Source organism: Lentzea xinjiangensis (assembly GCF_900110955.1).
In the GTDB taxonomy this organism is placed as follows: Bacteria; Actinomycetota; Actinomycetes; order Mycobacteriales; family Pseudonocardiaceae; genus Lentzea; species Lentzea xinjiangensis.
Genome location: NZ_FOFR01000008.1, coordinates 25170 through 43157 on the forward strand (window position 1 = coordinate 25170; position 17988 = coordinate 43157).

Consider the following 17988-nt stretch of genomic DNA (forward strand, 5'->3'; position numbering starts at 1 on the left):
CACCGCTACCCCTACCTGCGCGACACAGCGGTCGCCGACCAGCGCTGGTTGGCGCCCGACGTCGCTTGGTACAGGCCGATTCTCGCACCGTCCTCCCGCGACTCGCCGATCACGTCGAGCAGGCTGCCGGTCTCGTGGTTGACGAACGTCCAGGTGCCGTCACCGGTCGACGACAGCACCCACCTCGCGGCCGGGCTGTCCGACGAGGTCAGCACGACGTTGCCGCCGGCCGCGGCGATCCGCTGGCCGGTCGCCTTGTTGACGAGGGAGAACTGGGCGCGGTGGTCGTACCCGCCCGCGCGCCGCTCCACCCGCCACACCTGGTCCGCCGCGGCCGGGTCGGTGGTGCGCTGGACGAGCGACGTGCCCGACGGCGCCAGGGACTTGCCGCTCTGCACCCCGGTGAGCCGGTGCTCCCCGCCCAGCGCGGCGGCCGGGTTGACCCCGCTGACGCCGCTCACCTCGAACGTGGTCACCGACTCCGCGGGCACGGACAGGGTCGCCTTGCGGTCCTTCACCGGCACCGCGGCGCCTTTCACCAACGCGCCGCGCACGTCCGTCACGACCGGCCGGACCACGGCGTCCTGCCGCACCGTCGCGAACGCCGACAGGTCGAGCGTCACGGACTGGCTTTGCGCCGTCTTGTTCAGGTGCACCACCGACTTGAGCTCGGTGTCGCGCACCGCGGCCACGTCGGTCGTGGTGTTGACCTTCACCAGGCGGTCGCCGGGTTTGATGTGGTGGGTGAAGTTGCGCAGCGCGTGGAACTTCGTGTTGACGCGCGCCGGGCACGTCGCGAGCGTGTCCCGCGGCCCGCAGTCGAACGGGATCTGGACGACGCCCCAGTTCATGCCGTTCGGCGACTCGGCGCCGGGCTTCATGTTGTTGTAGTCCTCGATCGCCTGCCACAGCAGCCAGGCGCGCGGTTCGAGCTCGCGCAGGTCGTCGATGACGCGTTCGGCGATGCCGAGACCCGGTGCCATGCCGGTGAAGTCCTGCCCGGAGCCCCAGTGCCCGTCGACCTCGCTCATCCACAACGGCTTGCCCGCGCCCTTGGCGATGTCACGGGCGGACGTGCGCCGTGCCGTGCCGTAGGTGTGCACGTTCAGCTGCCCGACCTGGGCGCGCACTGACGCCGGGTAGCCCGCCCAGTCCTCGGCGAAGATGCCGGGGTTGGTCTCGTCCGGCGCGGAGACCGCGGCCCCCACCCCGCCGGCGCGCAGGGCTGCCGCCATCGCGGGCACCACCTTCGCCTGCAGGGCGGGGCCCAGGTGGGCGCCCTCCTGCCGTCCGCCGGTCGGGTTGCCGTCGGGGCCGAGCGTCGTGCGCCAGTACGGGGTGTTGGGCTCGTTGAACGGGTCGACCGTGGCGAACCTGATGCCGTGCGCGCGTTCCAGCTCCGCCGTGGCCTGGGCCAGGTACGCGGCGAAGTCCCCGATCCGGTCCTCCCGGAGCTGGTCCGAGTTCGGGTCGAACCCGCCGGAGACGTACCCGCTCACGGTCTGGAACCACGGCGGCGAGTTGCTGAACGACTCCCACCTGCTCACGTGCGGCTTGATCCGGTCGACCCACCACCGCTGCCGCGGGTCCGCCGCGGCGTCGAAGAACCGCGGGTCACCGGGCTTCCACCAGTCGGTGTCCTCGCGGGTCGTACCGGCCGGAGCCTTCCACCAGCCGGGGACCGCGGCGCCCGCCCGCAGGTACGGCGGCACGTCCGGGGCGTTGCCGCCACCGACGTTGTACCGCGCGATGCCGAGGTTGAGGCCCTCCTCGCCGAACAGCAGCTCGGCGAGCCGGTTCCGGATCTCGTCCGGGTAGCCACCGGTGGCGTTCGCGAACCACACCAGGCTCGTGCCCCAGCCCTGGAACGGCTCCTGCTGGTAGGTCGGATCGGGCCGCACCGTCACGGGCTCGGCGGCGGCCGGCACCGGGACCACGGTCGCGAGCGTGAAGGCCGACACGGCGAGCAAAGCGACAAACCTGGTCATCGGTTCTCCGTTGAACGCGCGATGTTCGCGTTAACATCTAGTGGCAACCCACTGGCGCGTCAAGGTCCTGCCGAACGGTGGCGCACCCGCCCGGCAGGACCCCCGGAACGCTCGCCCCCGCGAAGGCGGGGCTGCCCGCTCGAACCCCGAGGAGGGTTACTCGAGCGAGCAGGTGGCGAAGCGCTCCAGCCCCTGGGGCCGCTCACCGGCCCGGCCGACGGCGATCTCGATCCTGTCCAGCGCGGCGGTGCGCTTGCTCGCCAACGGCCCCAGGATCGCGTTCTGCACGAAGGCGGGACCGCCTTGCCCCACCGAGGTGCGCAACCGCTCGTTCGCCTCGGCCAGTTGCTCGCCGAGGTTCGCCAGCTCGCGGTCGACCTCGGTCCGCGCGGCCGCCGGAACCGCCGGCAACACCGGCGACGGGCATTCGATGGCCGAGCCGGATGGGGTCGTCGAGGACGGGACGGCTGACGGCGGCGCCGACACGGCGGGCGCCGCACCGAGTCCGCAGGTCGCGAACCTCTCCAGCGCCTGGGGCCGCTCACCGGCCCGGCCGACGGCGATCTCGATCCTGTCCAGCGCCGCGGTCCGCTTGCTCGCCAACGGACCCAGGATCGCGTTGCGCACGAAGTCGGGACCACCCTCGCCGGCCGACGTGCGCAGGCGGTCGTTCGCCTCCGCGAGCTGCCGGTCCAGGTTGGCCAGTTCGCGCTGCACCTCCGCCTGCGCCCGCGCGGGCACGGCGGGAAGGGCCGGCTGTGGGCAGACGATCGCCCCGGTCTCGCTCCCTCCGCCCGCGAGGGCGACGGCCGCGGTCACCGCGGTCAGCGTGGCGGCGACGGCGACCCCGGCGACGAGCACCCGCTTGCTCCGTTGCGGTCGTGCATGCGCTCTCGACATATTCGAACCTCACGGCTAGGGGAATTTTTGTGCCGGCACAACGGGATACGGACCGTGAAGGTGAAAGGTTCAACTACTTGTGAGCGCTCACAGCGACTGGCATGCTCACGGTTCCGCCTCCGCCCGCACCTGCGAAGAACCGGGGAAATCGCCATGCCGTCGGCAGACAGGGTCGTCCACGAGGTCGTGCACGAGCAGGTTCCCCTGCGCGTCCACGGGATCAACGTCAAGCTCGCGTGGGTGCGGCGCGCGGGTGCCGACGACCCGGTCGTCTTCCTGCACGGGTTCGGCACGAGCAAGGAGGACTTCCTCGACGTCGCCCAGCGCCACGACTTCACCGGACGCCCGTTCCTCGCCTACGACGCACCTGGTGCCGGCGCAACGGAATGCGCCGACCTGGGAGAGGTCACACTGCCGTTCCTCGTGGCCACCGCCCGCGCCGCGCTCGACCGCGCGGGCATCGGGCGCTGCCACGTCGTGGGGCACTCGACCGGTGCGCTCACGGCACTCCTGCTGGCGCACGAGGAGCCCGGCCGGGTGCTGAGCTTCGTCAACATCAAGGGAGTGCTCGCTCCCGAGGACTGCGTGCTGAGCCGGGAGGCGCTCACCCACCGCGATCCCGGCGAGTTCTTCTTCCGGCTCGCGCACCGCAGCCGCGACACGTCCTGCTACGGCGGTGGCCTGTTCGCGGCCAACCTCCCGGCCAAGCTGCGCCGCGGCGCCGTGCCCACCCTCTTCCGGTCGATGGTCGAGCTGGCCGACCACGGCGAGCTGGTGCCGAAGTTCCTGTCACTGCCCTGCCCGCGGCTGTACCTCTACGGCAAGCAGTGCGCCGGTCTGTCCTACCTCCCCGTGCTCGACGCGAACGGGGTGGAGCTCGCCGAGATCCCGCACAGCGGGCACCTGCCGATGTACTCCAACCCCGTCGCGATGTGGCGGCAGATCGCCGAGTTCCACGCGCGTCAGTTGATGCCCGTCGCCAGGCGGTGGTAGGCCGCGTTCCAGCGCAGGCGGTCGGTGAACGAGGCGGGGGTCGTCTCGGAGTCGATCAGCACGAGCTCCGTGGCGGCCATCTGCGCGAAGTCCCGCAGGGTTTCCGCACCCACGGCCTGGGTCATCACCGTGTGGTGCGGACCGCCCGCGGTGAGCCAGCACTCCGCCGACGTCGAGAGCGACGGGGCCGGCTGCCACACCGCCCGCGCGACCGGCAGCTTCGGCAGCGGCTCGTCCGGCGGGACGACCGTGACCTCGTTGGCCACCAGGCGGAACCGGTCGCCCAGGTCGGCGAGGCCGACCACGACGGCGGGGCCGGGGGCGGCGTCGAACACCAGCCGCACCGGGTCCTCGCGGTCGCCGATGCCCAGCGGGTGGATCTCGCAGGAGGGCTGGGCCGCCGCGATGGTCGGGCAGACCTCCAGCATGTGCGCGCCGAGGATCTTCGGCTCGCCCGGCCCGAAGTGGTAGGTGTAGTCCTCCATGAACGACGTGCCCCGGCCGGTGCCGGCGCCCATGGCCTTCACGGCGGCGAGCAGCGCCGAGGTCTTCCAGTCGCCCTCACCGCCGAAGCCGTAGCCGTCCGCCATGAGCCGTTGCACGGCGAGACCCGGTAGCTGCCGGAGCCCGCCGAGGTCCTGGAAGTTCGTGGTGAACGCCCCGAAGGAGCCGTCGTCCAGGAAGGACCGCAGACCGATCTCGATGCGCGCGGCGTAGCGCAGCGAGTCGTGCCGCTCTCCCCCGCGCGCCAGCTCCGCCGGGAGCCGGTAGGCCTCGGCGTAGTCGGCGACGAGCAGGTCGATGTCCGCGTCCGGCACGGCGTCGACCACGGCGACGAGGTCGTTGACGCCGTAGGTGTTGACCGAGACGCCGAAGCGCAGCTCGGCCTCGACCTTGTCGCCCTCGGTCACGGCGACGTCGCGCATGTTGTCACCGAACCTCGCGAGCCGCAGGGAGCGCAGGTGCGCGAGACCGGCGGCCGCGCGGGCCCAGCCGTCGATCCGCTCGGCGACCACCGGATCGCTCGCGTGGCCGGCCACCGTCTTGCGCGCCACCCCGATCCTGGTCTGCACGTAGGCGAACTCGCGGTCGCCGTGCGCGGCCTGGTTGAGGTTCATGAAGTCCATGTCGATGGTCGACCACGGCAACGCCTCGTTGAGCTGCGTGTGCAGGTGCAGCAACGGCTTGCGCAGCAGGTCCAGCCCGGTGATCCACATCTTCGCCGGCGAGAACGTGTGCATCCACGCGATCACGCCGACGCACGACGGGTCGTTGTTCGCCTGCTGCATGACCGCGCGGATGGCGCCGGAGTCGGTCAGCACCGGCCGCCACACGATCTCCGCGCTGATCCGGCCGCTGTCGGCCAGCATCCGCTGGATCTGCTGGGACTGGGCGGCGACCTGGTCGAGCGTCTCCTGGCCGTAGAGGTGCTGGCTGCCGGTGAGGAACCAGATCTGGGGCTTGTCCGGCATGTGGTCTCCTTCTGGGCTCACTGGCCGTAGACGTTCTGGTAGCGCTCGTAGAGCCGGTCGACGTGCTGCTGCTCGATCACGTCGGGGCTGCCGAGCTGGCGTGCGAAGTGGACGGTCCTGGCGACGTCTTCCAGCAGCACCGCGGCTTTCACGGCCGCGCGGGCCGTCGCGCCGATGGTGAACGGGCCGTGGTTGCGCATCAGCACGGCCGGGGACCTGCTGGCGCGCAACGTCTCCACGATCCCCTGGCCGATCGAGTCATCGCCGATCAGCGCGAACGGCCCGACCGGGATGTCGCCGCCGAACTCGTCCGCGATCATCGTGAGCACGCACGGGATGGGCTCGCCGCGCGCCGCCCACGCCGTCGCGTAAGGGGAGTGGGTGTGCACGACGCCACCGACGTGGGGCATGTGCCGGTACACGTACGCGTGCGCCGCGGTGTCCGAGGACGGCGCGAGCTCGCCCTCGACGAGCTTGCCGTGCAGGTCCGTCACGACCATCGCGTGCGGGCCCAGCTCGTCGTAGGACACCCCGGACGGCTTGATCACCATCAGGTCCTGGTCGGGCACCCGTGCCGACACGTTGCCCGCCGTCCAGCTCACCAGCTCGTAGCGGGTCAGCTCGCGGTGCAGTTCGGCCACCGTGCGGCGCAGTTCTGCCGTGGCGGACATCAGCTCTTCCCCTCCAGAGCGGCGCGGCGGTACCCCCGCAGCCGGTGCATGACGTCGTTGGCACCGCGACCGAAGTAGTCGTGCAGCTCCAGGTAGTCGAGGAAGAGACGTTCGTAGGCCTCGACGTTCTCCGGAACCGGGGTGAAGACCTCGCGCCGCGCCGCCCCCATCGCGGCCGCCGCCTCGCGGATGCCGGGGTAGGCGCCCGCCGCGACCGCGGCGTGCATCGCGGAGCCGAGCGCGGGGCCCTGCGCCGAGCCGATCACCGACAGCGGCAGGTTCACGACGTCGGCGTAGATCTGCATCAGCAACGGGTTCTTGACCAGCCCGCCGGCGATCACCAGCTCGGTCACGGGCACACCCGCGTCGGTGAAGGCGTCGACGATGACCCGCGTGCCGAACGCCGTGGCCTCGAGCAGGGCGCGGTAGACGTCCTCCGCCTTCGTGGCGAGCGTCTGGCCGACGACGACACCGGACAGCTCGTGGTCGACCAGCACGGACCTGTTGCCGCTGTGCCAGTCCAGTGCGACCAGGCCGTGCTCCCCCACGGCCTGACCGGACGCGAGCTCCGAGAGCAGGTCGTGCACGGAGATGCCGCGTTCACGCGCCTGCTCGTGGTAGACGGGTGGCACCTGGTTGCGCAGGAACCAGGCGAAGATGTCGCCGACGCCGCTCTGCCCCGCCTCGTACCCCCACAGGCCCGGCACGATGCCGCCGTCGACGACACCGCACATGCCCGGCACGTCGCGCAGCACGTCGCCGCTCATCACGTGGCACGTGGAGGTGCCCATGATCGCGACCATCCGGCCGGGCTCGACGGCCTGCGCGGCCGGCGCCGTGACGTGGGCGTCGACGTTGCCGACCGCGACCGCGATGCCCTGGGACAGCCCGGTCCACTCCGCGGCCTGCGCGGTCAGCGACCCCGCCCGGTCGCCCAGCGCGGACAGCGGGTGGTCGAGCTTGTCGGCGACGAAGTTCGCGAACTCGGGGTTGAGGTCCTTGAGGAACTCCTCGTCCGGGTACTTGCCGTCCTGGAGGATGCCCTTGTACCCGGCGGTGCAGGCGTTGCGCGTGTACGTGCCGGTGAGCTGCCAGATGATCCAGTCCGCGGCCTCGACCCAGTGGGCCATCGCCGCGTAGACCTCGGGCGCCTCCTCCAGCAACTGCAGGCCCTTGGCGAACTCCCACTCCGAGGAGATGAGGCCGCCGTAGCGCGCGAGCCACGGCTCCTTGCGCTGCCGGGCCAGCTCGTTGATCCGGTCCGCCTGCTGCTGGGCCGCGTGGTGGCGCCACAGCTTGACGTAGGCGTGCGGGTTCTCGGCGAACTCCGGCAGGTCGCACAGCGGCGTCCCGTCCGCGGTGACCGGCACCATCGTGCACGCGGTGAAGTCGGTCCCGATGCCGATCACCTGCTCCGGCCGGATCCCGGCCGCCTCGACGGCCTGCGGGACGGCGGTGCGCAGGACGTCGAGGTAGTCGGACGGGACCTGCAGCGCCCACTCCGGTGGCAGCGGCCGGCCGGTGGCGGGCAGCACCTGGTCCACCACTCCGTGGCGGTAGTCGTGCACAGCGGTGCCGAGCTCCGCACCGTCGCGGACGCGCACGACCACGGCGCGGCCGGACAGCGTGCCGAAGTCGACACCCACCACGCACGCGTCGCGGTCGATCGTCATGTCAGTCACGAGCTGAGTGTTATCGCTAACAATCGACGAGTCAAGATGCGGCCGGGACATCGCGATTTCCCTGTGAGCGGGGTAAATGTGCGGCGGCGTGAGCGCACGACAAACAGAGGGGTGGCGCACCTGCTCCGGCGAGGCGGTCGCGCCGTGCTGCTTCACGGTGCTGGCAGGCGATGCGGGCGCACTCCCGCGTCCGGCTGAGGCTGCGAGATCGCACTGTCGCACAACGCGCGGAACCACCGAGTTCCTGCACAGGCGGCACTTCTCCGCCCTCCACACAGGCCATCCACTGAGGACAGCCGAAAACACCCGCCCCGGCACCGAGGCCGGAGCGGGCACCGAGCTCCTGCCTACTCGGGCGGCGGCGCCACGCTGTCGCGCGGCACCAGGGCCGGGGCGACGGTCCGCCGCGGCCGGGTGGTCTCCCCGTCGCTGATCTGCTCGAGCAGCAACCCGAGCGTCTCGCGCGCCACCGCGGCGAAGTCCGGGCGCACGGTGGTCAGCGGCGGGATGAAGTACGCGGCCTCGGGCACGTCGTCGAAGCCCACGACGCTCACGTCGTGCGGCACCCTCCTGCCGCGCTCGCTCATCGCCCGCAGCAGGCCCAGCGCGAGGTGGTCGTTGGAGCAGAACACGGCCGTCACCTCGGGCATCCGCGCCAGCATCTGCCCCGCGCGGTAGCCGGAGGACGCGCTCCAGTCGGCCGTCACCACCGGCGGCACCTCGGCACCGGCGGCCTCGACGGCCCGGCGCCAGCCCTGCACGCGGCCCGCCGCGTCGAACCAGTCCGCGGGTCCGGACACGTGCCACACCGTGCGGTGGCCCGCCTCGAGGAGGTGGGTGGTGGCGTCGAACGCGCCCGCCGCCTGGTCGACGGTGACCAGCGGCGTCGGCCTGCCCGGGTCGCCGTCCACCGTCACGAGCGGCACCCCGGCGGGCACGTCGGCCAGCGCGTCGGCGGCCGACGAGGTCGGCGCGATCACGACGATGCCGGCGACGCGCTGGTCGCGGTGCCGCTCCACGGCCGCCGAGATGGACTCGCGGTCGAGCACCTTCACCCTGCCGACGCTGACGGCGAACCCGGCCGCGCCCGCCGCCTCCTCGAAGGCGGACAGCAGCGAGGCCGGGCCGTACAGCGTCGAGTTCTGCGCCACCACGCCGATGAGCTGCGTCTTGCCGGTGACCAGCGCACGGGCCGCCCGGTTGGGCCGGTAGTCGAGCTCCTTGATCGCGGCCTGGACCCGCAGCCGGGTCTGCTCGCGGACGTTCGGGTGGTTGTTGAGCACACGCGAGACCGTCTGGTGCGACACCCCGGCGAGTCGTGCGACATCGGTCATCGCGGGGTCACGGGAGGTCTTCTCCACTGGCGGTCTCCGATCCTAGATCTGCGCCGGTGATGTTAGCGATAACACCAGGTCGGCATCGATGCAGTGCGCCCATTGTCCACTCATTCGAGCCGGAATGTGGCACGTCGGCGCGCGTCGCGGTCACCACCGGGCGTGGACAAGACCACACGCCCGTTGTCATGAGCGAGATACGTGTTCGCGCCGACACGGAGCGACACCGCGTCCCGGTCCGCGAGACCCGGCACGCGGGTGAAGCTCGCCTCGCGTCCGTAGGCGTCGGTGTCCTCGAACGGGTCGATCCCGATGACGTCCCCGTTCACCCGCACGTACCGGTCGGGGAAGTTCACCGACTGCAGCGCGACCGTGCCGGAGCCCAGGAAACCGGGCACGAACCGGAACTGGGTGTCGCCCAGCTCGCGGACGTTGCCGTCGACCCGCAGCCGGTACTCGCGGTGCCGCACCACGAGCGCGGGCGCGTCCAACGGCGACAGCCGCACGATCGGCCCGCCGCGGCCGACCGGGACGCCGAAGCTGGGTGTGCCGTCGGCGTTCCAGTGCAGTCGTTGCACGCGGGTGTGCCGGTTCGGGTCGAACAGCGGGTCGCCGGTGATGTCGCGGTAGTCGCGGGCGTGGTAGACGAGCACGTCGGCCGATCCCACCGTGGTGAACGAGTTGTGCCCCGGCCCGTACTGCGACGTCGGCACGTGGGTCGTGAACACCGGGTCCGGTGACTTCGTCCACGACCGGGCGTCCAGCAGGTTCGCGTTCTCGTCCGCGGTCAGCAGGCCCATGCAGTAGCGGGCGTCGGTGGCGCTCGCGGAGAAGGTGACGAACACGCGTCCGTTGCGGACCAGCACGGCGGGGCCCTCGTTCACCTTGAAGCCCTGCACCTCCCACGGCAGCGTCGGTGTCGCGATCCGCACCGGCGCGGTCTTCAACGCGAGCGGGGAGGCCATCTCGGCGATGTAGAGGTTGGAGTTGGTCGCGATGCCGGGTTCGCTCTGCGCCCACAGGAAGTAGCGCTTGCCGCGGTGCGCGAACGTGGTCGCGTCGAGGGTGAACGTGTCCCACGCCGTCACCATCTGCCCGCGCAGCACCCAGCCGCCCTCGCGCGGGTCGGCGTTCGGCGACTCCAGCACGTAGGTGCGGATGCGGAAGGGTTCGTCCTTGTCTCCGGCGGCGAAGTAGACGTACCACTTCCCGTCGATGCGGTGCAGCTCCGGCGCCCAGATGTAGCCGCCCATGCGGCCCGACGCGGGCCGCCGCCAGATGGTGCGCTCCCGCGCGGAGGCCAGTCCGTCCAGAGTGGACGCGCCGCGGATGACGACCCGGTCGTACTCCGGCACGGAGCCGGTGAGGTAGTACATGCCGTCGGTCGGCGGGGTGATGAACGGGTCGGCGCGCTGCTCGACGAGCGGGTTGCGGGTCGGCAGCTCCGCCGCCGGTCCGGGCGCGGCGGTGACCGCGGGCGCTCCGGACGCGGGGACTCCGGACGCGAGCGCTCCGGTCGCGGCGAGCACGCCGCCCGTGCGCAGCAGGGATCGGCGGTTGATCATGAGCGACTCCTGATCCTGAGGAAGGTGACGGAGTTCGGCGGGAACGTGTGCGTGAAGCTGCTCGCGACCCTGACCTGCTCGGTCCTGGCCCGGATCGGCCGGGCGAACTCGGTGTTCACGTCGTCGGGGCGGCCCTGCAGCACGGTCGCCCGGGCCGTGGACGCCACCGGCACCCCCAGGTCGATCTTCGTGCGAGCGGCGTTGTCCTGGGCGTTGACCACCTTGACGACCAGCTCACCGGTGGCGAGGTCGCGGGTGACGACCTGGCGGAACGGCTCGGCGAGCTTGTCGTCGGTGAACTCGCCCCACTTCTGGCCGTCGAGGAACAACGCCACGTGGCGGCCGCGGACCTCGACGCGCACGTCGTACGTCCGCCCGGTCTCGATGGCGGTGCCGTTGCTGATCAGCGTGCTCTTGCCGCCACCGACCGCTTTCTCCACCGCGGACTGGGTGTTGTTCCAGCCGCCGAGGTTCCACCAGTAGTAGTTGCCGGTGTCCTGCACACCGAACGCGACGAGGAAACCCTCGCGACCGGACTGCTTGGTGGCCTTGACGTTCAGCGTGTAGTCACGCCATGTCCTGTCACCGGCCGTGACGAGCGTGTCCTCCGCGGTGGCGTCGGACTGCACATAGGCGCCGTTGACGACGTTCCACGCGCCACGGCCGGACTTCGTCCACTGCGCGTCGGTGCCCGAGAAGTCGTCGCTGAACAACGTCTGGCCGGAAGCACTGGTGACGCGCACGTCGTCATAGGTCGCGGCGGTCGCCCACGTCGAGAGCCCGATCGCACCGGTGATCGGCGCCAGGGTGGACGGCGTGGCGGACGCGGTGCTCGGCACGACGTGGTCGCCGACGTTGTTCATGAACAACTTCTGCACCTCGTAGCTCGCCGAACCCCACGACGCGTGGTTGTTGAACCAGATCATGTCCGGCCGCCACTGGACGTAGTCCTCATTGGCCAGAAGCGGCGCGTAGGAGGCGAGCTTCACGACGTCGGCGTTGCGTTCGAGGCCTGTCATGAACGCGGCTTCGCTCAACGCGTTGAAGAACTTGTTGTCCTGTGAGGCGTACTCGCCGAGGAAGACCTTGGGACCCTTGCGGTCGTAGGAGTCGTAACGGTTGTTGTTCTCCAGGAACCAGCTCGGGCTGTTGTAGTAGTGCTCGTCGACCATCTTCACGCCGGCTTGCTTGTTGAGCTGCCACAGGCGGTCGAACGTGCCACCCGAGTCGTCGGGGCCGGAGTTGCCGACGACGGTGATGTCCGGGTGCTTGGCGTTGATCGCGTCGCGGAACTGCGTGAACCGGGCCATGAACTCGTCGGGCAGGTTCTCCTCGTTGCCGACCGCGAGGTGAGTCAGCCCGAACGGCTCGGGGTGCCCCATCTCCGCCCGCTTGCGGCCCCACGTGGAGTCGGCGGGACCGTTCGCGAACTCGATCAGGTCCAGGGTGTCCTGGACGTGCCGCCGCAGCAGCGCGGGGTCGTCCGTGGCGCGGTTCTGGCCGCAGCCGGTGACGAGGGCGGGCACGACGGGCAGCGGCATCGCGCCGATGTCCTCGGCGAACTGGAAGTACTCGAAGTAGCCGAGGCCGTAGGACTGGTTGTAGCCCCAGAAGTTCCAGTTCGTGGCGCGTTGCTCGACCGGGCCGATGGTGTCCTTCCACTGGTACGAGCGGCGGCGTTCGTAGTTCGGCGCGTCGTAGCCGTAGTGGCTGCCGGTGTTGACCAGGCAGCCGCCGGGGAAGCGGACGAAGCCGGGCTTCAGCGCGGCGACCTTCTCGGCGAGGTCGCGGCGGAGGCCGTGGCCCTTGAAGGTGTCCTGCGGCATCAGCGAGACCATGTCGAGGCGCAGGGTTCCGGTGCCGCCGCCGGTGACCAGCAGCCGTCCGGTGGTCGAGGACTTCCGCGCGTGGACGGTGCCGGTGTAGCGGGTCCAGCCATCGCCCCTGACCTCGATCCGCACCGGCTCGCCCAGAGCGGCGCCCGCCGGGTCGGTGACCGTCGCCGTGAGCGGCGTGGCGGCCTGGTCCGTCCTGGCCCAGACCGAGAAGTCGTAACGCCGGCCCTCCTGGACGGCGATCCCGCTGTTGTAGCCGGAGTTGATGACGCCTGCGGGCAGGCCCAGCCTCAGGTGGCGGCGGTTGCGCTCGTTCATCCGGCCGTCGTCGTCGACGACGTCCATGGTGCCGCTGTGCGGCGCCCAGGACGTCATGCCGGTGTAGCTCGCGTTGTCCGCCGGGTCGTACTCGAAGGAGCGGTTCTGCACCAGCTCCGCGTAGAGGCCGCCGTCGGCCGCGCGGTTGATGTCCTCGAAGAAGACGCCGTACATCGTGTCGTCGATCGCCGGGCCGCGGTGCGCGGTGTCGATCTTGAGCGTGTAGTCGGTCTCGACGGCCGCACCCGAACCGGGGACGGCGACCAGCAGGGCTGCCGCGAGCGCGGCGGACAGCAGGACGTGCTTGGTGGGCACGGATTTCCTCCCCAGCTCGGAAGTGAGCGTTAACATAGGGCTGCGAACTCGTTACGGGCAAGGCCTTGACGCCAAAGTTGTGAGCGTTCACTGTTGTCCACCTGACAACCGCGGACACGCGGTCGAGCTCCGCGACACCGTCGTCACCCCGGAGGAATCCCAGTGCTGAAGAAGATCACGACACTCGCCAGCGTGGTCCTGCTGAGCGCGGTCACCGCGTGCGGCTCGGGAGGTGGCGGCGGCGGCACCGGCTCGTCCGGCGACACCATCACGATGGGCTTCGCCCAGGTCGGCGCCGAAAGCGGCTGGCGCACCGCCAACACCAAGTCGATCCAGGACGAGGCCAAAGCGGCCGGCATCGACCTGAAGTTCTCCGACGCGCAGCAGAAGCAGGAGAACCAGATCAAGGCGATCCGGTCCTACATCCAGCAGAAGGTGTCCGTGATCGCGTTCAGCCCGGTCGTCGAGACCGGCTGGGACACCGTGCTGCTGGAAGCCAAGCGCGCCAACATCCCCGTCATCCTCACCGACCGCTCGATCGACTCCGACGACACGTCGCTCTACAAGACGTTCCTCGGCTCGGACTTCGTCGAGGAGGGCCGCAGGGCCGGTGACTGGCTGGTGTCCAACGCGTCCGGCCCCACTAGCGTGGTGGAGCTGCAGGGCACGACCGGCGCGGCGCCGGCGATCGACCGCAAGAAGGGCTTCGAGGAGAAGATCGCGGCCAAGCCCGACATCAAGGTCGTCGCGTCGCAGACCGGCGACTTCACGAGGTCCGGTGGCAAGCAGGTGATGGAGGCGATGCTCAAGTCCCAGCCCAAGATCGACGTCGTGTACGCGCACAACGACGACATGGGCCTGGGTGCGATCGAGGCGATCAAGGCGGCGGGCAAGGTGCCCGGCAAGGACATCAAGATCATCACCGTGGACGCGGTGAAGGACGGCATGCAGGCGCTGGCCAACGGTGAGATCAACTTCATCGTGGAGTGCAACCCGTTGCTGGGCAAGCAGTTGATGGACCTCGCCAAGAAGGTCGTGAAGGGCGAGGAGGTGCCGGCGCGGGTCGTGACCGAGGAGGGCACGTTCACCCAGGAGCAGGCCAAGGCCGCGCTCCCGCAGCGCCAGTACTGAGTTCACCCCAGACCCGCGGGACCCGCCACCGCGCGCATCCGCGTGGCGGGTCCCGCGGCCCCAGCGACGAAAGTCAGAGCCCATGACCGAGTCACCGCAGCCGGTCGTCGAGATGCGCGGCATCAGCCTCGCGTTTCCCGGCGTGAAGGCGTTGCAGGACGTCGACTTCCGGTTGTTCCCCGGTGAGGTGCACGCCCTGATGGGCGAGAACGGCGCCGGGAAGTCCACCCTGATCAAGACCCTGACCGGCGTGCACCGCCCCGACAGCGGACAGGTCTCGCTGGCCGGCGCCGGCGTGGCGTTCTCCTCCCCCGGCGAGGCCCAGCACGCCGGGATCAGCACGGTGTACCAGGAGGTCAACCTCTGCGCGAACCTCACGGTCGCGGAGAACATCCTGCTGGGCCGCGAGCCACGCCGCCTCGGCGGCATCGACTTCCGCGCGATGCGGCGCCGCGCCGCGCAGGTGCTCGCGCGCATCGGCGTGCACGTCGACCCGGCCTCGAGCCTCGGTGAGCACCCGATCGCGGTGCAGCAGCTCGTCGCCATCGCCCGCGCGATCGCGGTCGACTGCCGCGTGCTGGTGCTGGACGAACCGACGTCCAGTCTGGACGCGGGCGAGGTCGCCGAGCTCTTCCGCATCATGCGGGTGCTGCGCGACGAGGGCGTCGCCATCCTGTTCGTGTCGCACTTCCTCGACCAGGTCTACGAGATCTCCGACCGGATGACGGTGCTGCGCAACGGGGTCCTGGTCGGCGAGCACCTCACCGCGGAAGTGGACCGGCGGACGCTCATCGCGCAGATGATCGGCCGTGACCTCGGCACCCTGGAGGCGATCGAGGACGCCGCGGAGAAGCGCCACCCGGACGGGCCGGTGCTGGTGCAGGCATCGGGGCTGGGCAGGCGAGGGGCGATCGAACCGTTCGACCTGTCCATCCGGACGGGCGAGGTCGTCGGCCTGGCCGGGCTGCTCGGCTCCGGCCGCACCGAACTGGCCCGGCTGCTCTTCGGCGCCGACCGGGCCGACTCCGGCAAGCTGCTCGTGGACGGCGTCCCGCTGCGGCTGCGCGGCCCGCGCCAAGCGATCGCGGCGGGCATCGCGTTCAGCTCGGAGGACCGCAAGGGCGAGGGCCTGGTCGCGGACCTGTCGATCAGGGACAACCTGGTGCTCGCGATGCAGGCGGCCCGGGGCTGGACCCGCCCGCTGCCGCGCAGGACCAAGGACCAGCTCGTCGAGAAGTACCTGAAGGCGCTGGACATCCGCCCCGCGAACCCGGACGCGCTGGTGAGCACCCTGTCCGGCGGCAACCAGCAGAAGGTCCTGCTGGCCCGCTGGCTCGTCACCGAGCCGCGGCTGCTGATCCTGGACGAGCCGACCAGGGGGATCGACATCGGCGCGAAGGCCCAGATCCAGCAGCTCGTCACCGCGCTCGCCGCGGAGGGCACCGCGGTGCTGTTCATCTCGGCGGAGCTGGAGGAGGTCGTGCGCATCGCGGACCGCATCGTCGTGCTGCGCGACCGGCGCAAGATCGCCGAGCTGGACGGGGCGGTGACCGGGGTGGACGAGGTGGTAGAGCTCATCGCGGGCGGAGCGGCCCCGGAGAAGGTGGTGTCGTGAACGCCTCGACCGGCCCGGTGCTCACCGCTGTGCAGCGGCGCCGCCCAGCGCGGCGGGACCCTGTCGTCCCGGACGACCCGACTGCTCGCACCCGTGCTGCCGCCCACCGCGGCCGGACCACGTCGAAGAAGGTGGTGTCGTGAAGAACCGGCTGCTGTGGCCACTGCTGGCGCTGGCCGCGCTCCTGCTGCTCAACCTCGCCGTCACGCCGTCGTTCTTCGCCCTGCGCATGCAGGACGGCCACCTCTACGGCGGCCTGGTCGACGTGCTGAAGAACGGCGCGCCGACGCTGCTGATCGCCCTCGGCATGACGCTGGTGATCGCCACCCGCGGCATCGACCTCTCGGTCGGCGCGGTGGCGGCGATCGCGGGCGCCGTGACGTGCGTCCACATCGGAGCGTCCGGTGACGCCGGCACGGCGTTCGCGGGGATGGCGCTGGCACTGGTGCTCTGCGCGGTGCTGGGGCTGTGGAACGGGCTCCTGGTGGCGGGGCTGGGCATCCAGCCGATCATCGCGACGCTGGTGCTGATGACGGCGGGCCGCGGTGTCGCGATGCTGGTCACCGAAGGCCAGATCGTCACGGTCAACAACACCGCCTACCGGCAGGTCGGCGCGGGCTTCGTGGTCCTGCCGATCTCGATCCTGATCAGCCTGCTCGTGCTGGGGCTGGTGGCGTTCGCGACCCGGCGCACGGCGCTCGGTGTGCTGATCGAGGCGGTCGGGGTGAACCCGGAGGCCTCGCGGCTGGCCGGCGTGCGGTCCCGCACGATCATCTGGACCGTCTACGTGTTCGCCGCGGTGTGCGCGGGCATCGCCGGTTTGATGATCAGCTCGAACGTCAGCGCGGCCGACGCCAACAACGCCGGGCTGTGGATCGAGATGGACGCCATCCTCGCCGTCGTCATCGGCGGCACCTCCCTCGCCGGCGGGCGGTACTCGCTCACCGGCACGCTGCTCGGCGCCCTGATCATCCAGACCCTCACCACCACCGTCTACACGATCGGCGTCGCCCCGGAGGTGACGCTGGTCTTCAAGGCGGTCGTCGTCATCGCCGTGTGCCTGGTCCAGGCGCCGAAGGCCCGTGCCGCACTGAGCTTCCGGAAGGTGGCCGTCTCGTCATGACCGCTCTCGCGCAACGGGTGCCGTCGCGGTTCCTGCCCGTCCTCGCGACCGTCGTGCTGTTCGTCCTCACCTTCGGTGTCGGCTCGGCGCGCTACGAGGGCTTCGCCTCCGGACAGGTGATCGCGAACCTGTTCATCGACAACGCGTTCCTCATCGTGCTCGCCGCCGGCATGACGTTCGTGATCCTCAGCGGCGGCATCGACCTGTCCGTCGGCTCGGTCGTCGCGCTGTCGACGATGGTCACGGCCGCGGGCCTGCGCGCGGGCTGGCCGGTGCCGCTGGTGGTGCTCGCGGTGCTGGTGATCGGCTCGACGCTGGGCCTGCTGATGGGGCTCGTGATCCACCGCTTCGACATCCAGCCGTTCATCGTCACGCTCGCCGGCATGTTCCTGGCCCGCGGCCTGTGCTTCGTGATCAGCGTCGAGTCGGTCTCGATCAAGAACAGCACGTTCCGCGACGTCGCCACCGCGGCGATCAAGCTCCCCGGCGGCGTGACCATCACCTACAACGTCGTGATCGCACTGCTCGTCGTCGTCGCGGCGCTGTACGTCCTGCACCGCACCCGCTTCGGCCGGACGGTCTACGCCGTGGGCGGCAGCGAGTCGTCGGCGATGCTGATGGGGCTGCCGACCGCCCGCGCCAAGGTCGGCGTCTACGTCATCAGCGGTTTCTGCTCGGCGTTGGCGGGTCTGCTGTTCAGCCTCTACATGCTGTCCGGCTACGGCCTGCACGCCGTCGGCATGGAGCTCGAGGCCATCGCGGCCGTCGTGATCGGCGGGACCCTGCTGGCGGGCGGCGTCGGCTACGTGCTCGGCGGCCTGGTGGGAGTGCTGGTGCTCGGCACGATCCAGACGCTGATCTCGTTCCAGGGCACGCTCAGCTCGTGGTGGACGAAGATCGTGATCGGCGTGCTGCTGCTGGTGTTCATCGCGGTGCAACGGACCATGGTCCGGCGGTAACCCGGCGGTCCTCGGCGAGGTGGCGGTGCCACGCCACCGCGCCGAGGACCGCGGAGGCACCCGTGGCGGCGGCCGGGGGATCCGGCC

At 70.7% G+C, this 17988-nt stretch carries 14 protein-coding genes; 6 read left to right on the plus strand and 8 right to left on the minus strand.

All coding sequences use genetic code 11. The annotated features are described in order from the left end of the window. Positions 1-11 precede the first annotated feature (11 nt). The gene (locus BMW88_RS18660) at positions 12-1988 is read right to left on the minus strand and encodes an RICIN domain-containing protein (protein ID WP_089952274.1); all 1977 of its coding nucleotides are present in this window, start codon (positions 1986-1988) and stop codon (positions 12-14) included. A 156-nt stretch (positions 1989-2144) separates the two neighbouring features. Further along, positions 2145-2888 (minus strand): hypothetical protein, encoded by a 744-nt coding sequence (locus BMW88_RS18665; RefSeq protein ID WP_143116140.1) that lies wholly within the window; start codon positions 2886-2888, stop codon positions 2145-2147. Positions 2889-3041: 153 nt separating this feature from the next. Here BMW88_RS18665 and BMW88_RS18670 point away from each other — a divergent pair, with 153 nt between their 5' ends. Beyond that, positions 3042-3881, plus strand: a complete 840-nt coding sequence (locus BMW88_RS18670; RefSeq protein ID WP_089952278.1) for an alpha/beta fold hydrolase — start codon at positions 3042-3044, stop codon at positions 3879-3881. Here BMW88_RS18670 and araA read toward each other — a convergent pair. The 6 genes from araA to BMW88_RS18700 form a co-directional block, all read right to left on the minus strand. Beyond that, complete coding sequence (araA, locus tag BMW88_RS18675) at positions 3851-5353, minus strand: L-arabinose isomerase (protein WP_089952280.1); 1503 nt, start codon at positions 5351-5353, stop codon at positions 3851-3853. The genes BMW88_RS18670 and araA overlap by 31 nt on opposite strands. A 17-nt stretch (positions 5354-5370) precedes the next feature. Continuing rightward, positions 5371-6024 (minus strand): L-ribulose-5-phosphate 4-epimerase, encoded by a 654-nt coding sequence (locus tag BMW88_RS18680; protein ID WP_089952282.1) that lies wholly within the window; start codon positions 6022-6024, stop codon positions 5371-5373. Further along, positions 6024-7697: a ribulokinase gene (araB, locus tag BMW88_RS18685; protein ID WP_089952284.1), complete on the minus strand. Its 1674-nt coding sequence runs from the start codon at positions 7695-7697 to the stop codon at positions 6024-6026. The genes BMW88_RS18680 and araB overlap by 1 nt, the downstream gene beginning before the upstream one ends. A gap of 356 nt (positions 7698-8053) precedes the next feature. Further along, positions 8054-9040 (minus strand): LacI family DNA-binding transcriptional regulator, encoded by a 987-nt coding sequence (locus BMW88_RS18690; RefSeq protein WP_089952286.1) that lies wholly within the window; start codon positions 9038-9040, stop codon positions 8054-8056. A gap of 110 nt (positions 9041-9150) precedes the next feature. Further along, positions 9151-10605 (minus strand): family 43 glycosylhydrolase, encoded by a 1455-nt coding sequence (locus BMW88_RS18695; RefSeq protein WP_089952288.1) that lies wholly within the window; start codon positions 10603-10605, stop codon positions 9151-9153. Then, complete coding sequence (locus BMW88_RS18700; RefSeq protein ID WP_245777900.1) at positions 10602-13073, minus strand: alpha-L-arabinofuranosidase C-terminal domain-containing protein; 2472 nt, start codon at positions 13071-13073, stop codon at positions 10602-10604. The genes BMW88_RS18695 and BMW88_RS18700 overlap by 4 nt, the downstream gene beginning before the upstream one ends. Before the next feature lie 156 nt (positions 13074-13229). Between BMW88_RS18700 and BMW88_RS18705 the strand changes: the two genes are divergently transcribed. From BMW88_RS18705 to yjfF, 5 genes are all read left to right on the plus strand, one after another. After that, the gene (locus BMW88_RS18705) at positions 13230-14204 is read left to right on the plus strand and encodes an ABC transporter substrate-binding protein (protein ID WP_425434668.1); all 975 of its coding nucleotides are present in this window, start codon (positions 13230-13232) and stop codon (positions 14202-14204) included. An 82-nt stretch (positions 14205-14286) separates the two neighbouring features. Continuing rightward, entirely contained in the window at positions 14287-15819 is a 1533-nt protein-coding gene (locus tag BMW88_RS18710; RefSeq protein WP_089952293.1) for a sugar ABC transporter ATP-binding protein, read from the plus strand. Then, positions 15816-15962, plus strand: a complete 147-nt coding sequence (locus tag BMW88_RS41940) for a hypothetical protein (RefSeq protein WP_177221184.1) — start codon at positions 15816-15818, stop codon at positions 15960-15962. The genes BMW88_RS18710 and BMW88_RS41940 overlap by 4 nt, the downstream gene beginning before the upstream one ends. Then, on the plus strand, positions 15959-16942 hold the full coding sequence (locus BMW88_RS18715; protein WP_089952295.1) for an ABC transporter permease: 984 nt from the start codon (positions 15959-15961) through the stop codon (positions 16940-16942). Before BMW88_RS41940 ends, BMW88_RS18715 begins: the two co-directional genes overlap by 4 nt. Continuing rightward, a complete protein-coding gene (yjfF, locus tag BMW88_RS18720) occupies positions 16939-17901 on the plus strand; it encodes a galactofuranose ABC transporter, permease protein YjfF (protein ID WP_089952297.1) in 963 nt (320 codons plus the stop codon). The genes BMW88_RS18715 and yjfF overlap by 4 nt, the downstream gene beginning before the upstream one ends. Positions 17902-17988: the final 87 nt, after the last annotated feature.

Coding starts and splice junctions, on each gene's coding strand:
- BMW88_RS18680 (WP_089952282.1), bottom strand. CDS start 6,024: ATGTCCGCCACGGCAGAACTGCGCCGCACGGTGGCCGAACTGCACCGC.
- yjfF (WP_089952297.1), top strand. CDS start 16,939: ATGACCGCTCTCGCGCAACGGGTGCCGTCGCGGTTCCTGCCCGTCCTC.
- BMW88_RS18665 (WP_143116140.1), bottom strand. CDS start 2,888: ATGTCGAGAGCGCATGCACGACCGCAACGGAGCAAGCGGGTGCTCGTC.
- BMW88_RS18670 (WP_089952278.1), top strand. CDS start 3,042: ATGCCGTCGGCAGACAGGGTCGTCCACGAGGTCGTGCACGAGCAGGTT.
- BMW88_RS18710 (WP_089952293.1), top strand. CDS start 14,287: ATGACCGAGTCACCGCAGCCGGTCGTCGAGATGCGCGGCATCAGCCTC.
- BMW88_RS18690 (WP_089952286.1), bottom strand. CDS start 9,040: ATGACCGATGTCGCACGACTCGCCGGGGTGTCGCACCAGACGGTCTCG.
- araB (WP_089952284.1), bottom strand. CDS start 7,697: ATGACGATCGACCGCGACGCGTGCGTGGTGGGTGTCGACTTCGGCACG.
- BMW88_RS18660 (WP_089952274.1), bottom strand. CDS start 1,988: ATGACCAGGTTTGTCGCTTTGCTCGCCGTGTCGGCCTTCACGCTCGCG.
- araA (WP_089952280.1), bottom strand. CDS start 5,353: ATGCCGGACAAGCCCCAGATCTGGTTCCTCACCGGCAGCCAGCACCTC.
- BMW88_RS18695 (WP_089952288.1), bottom strand. CDS start 10,605: ATGATCAACCGCCGATCCCTGCTGCGCACGGGCGGCGTGCTCGCCGCG.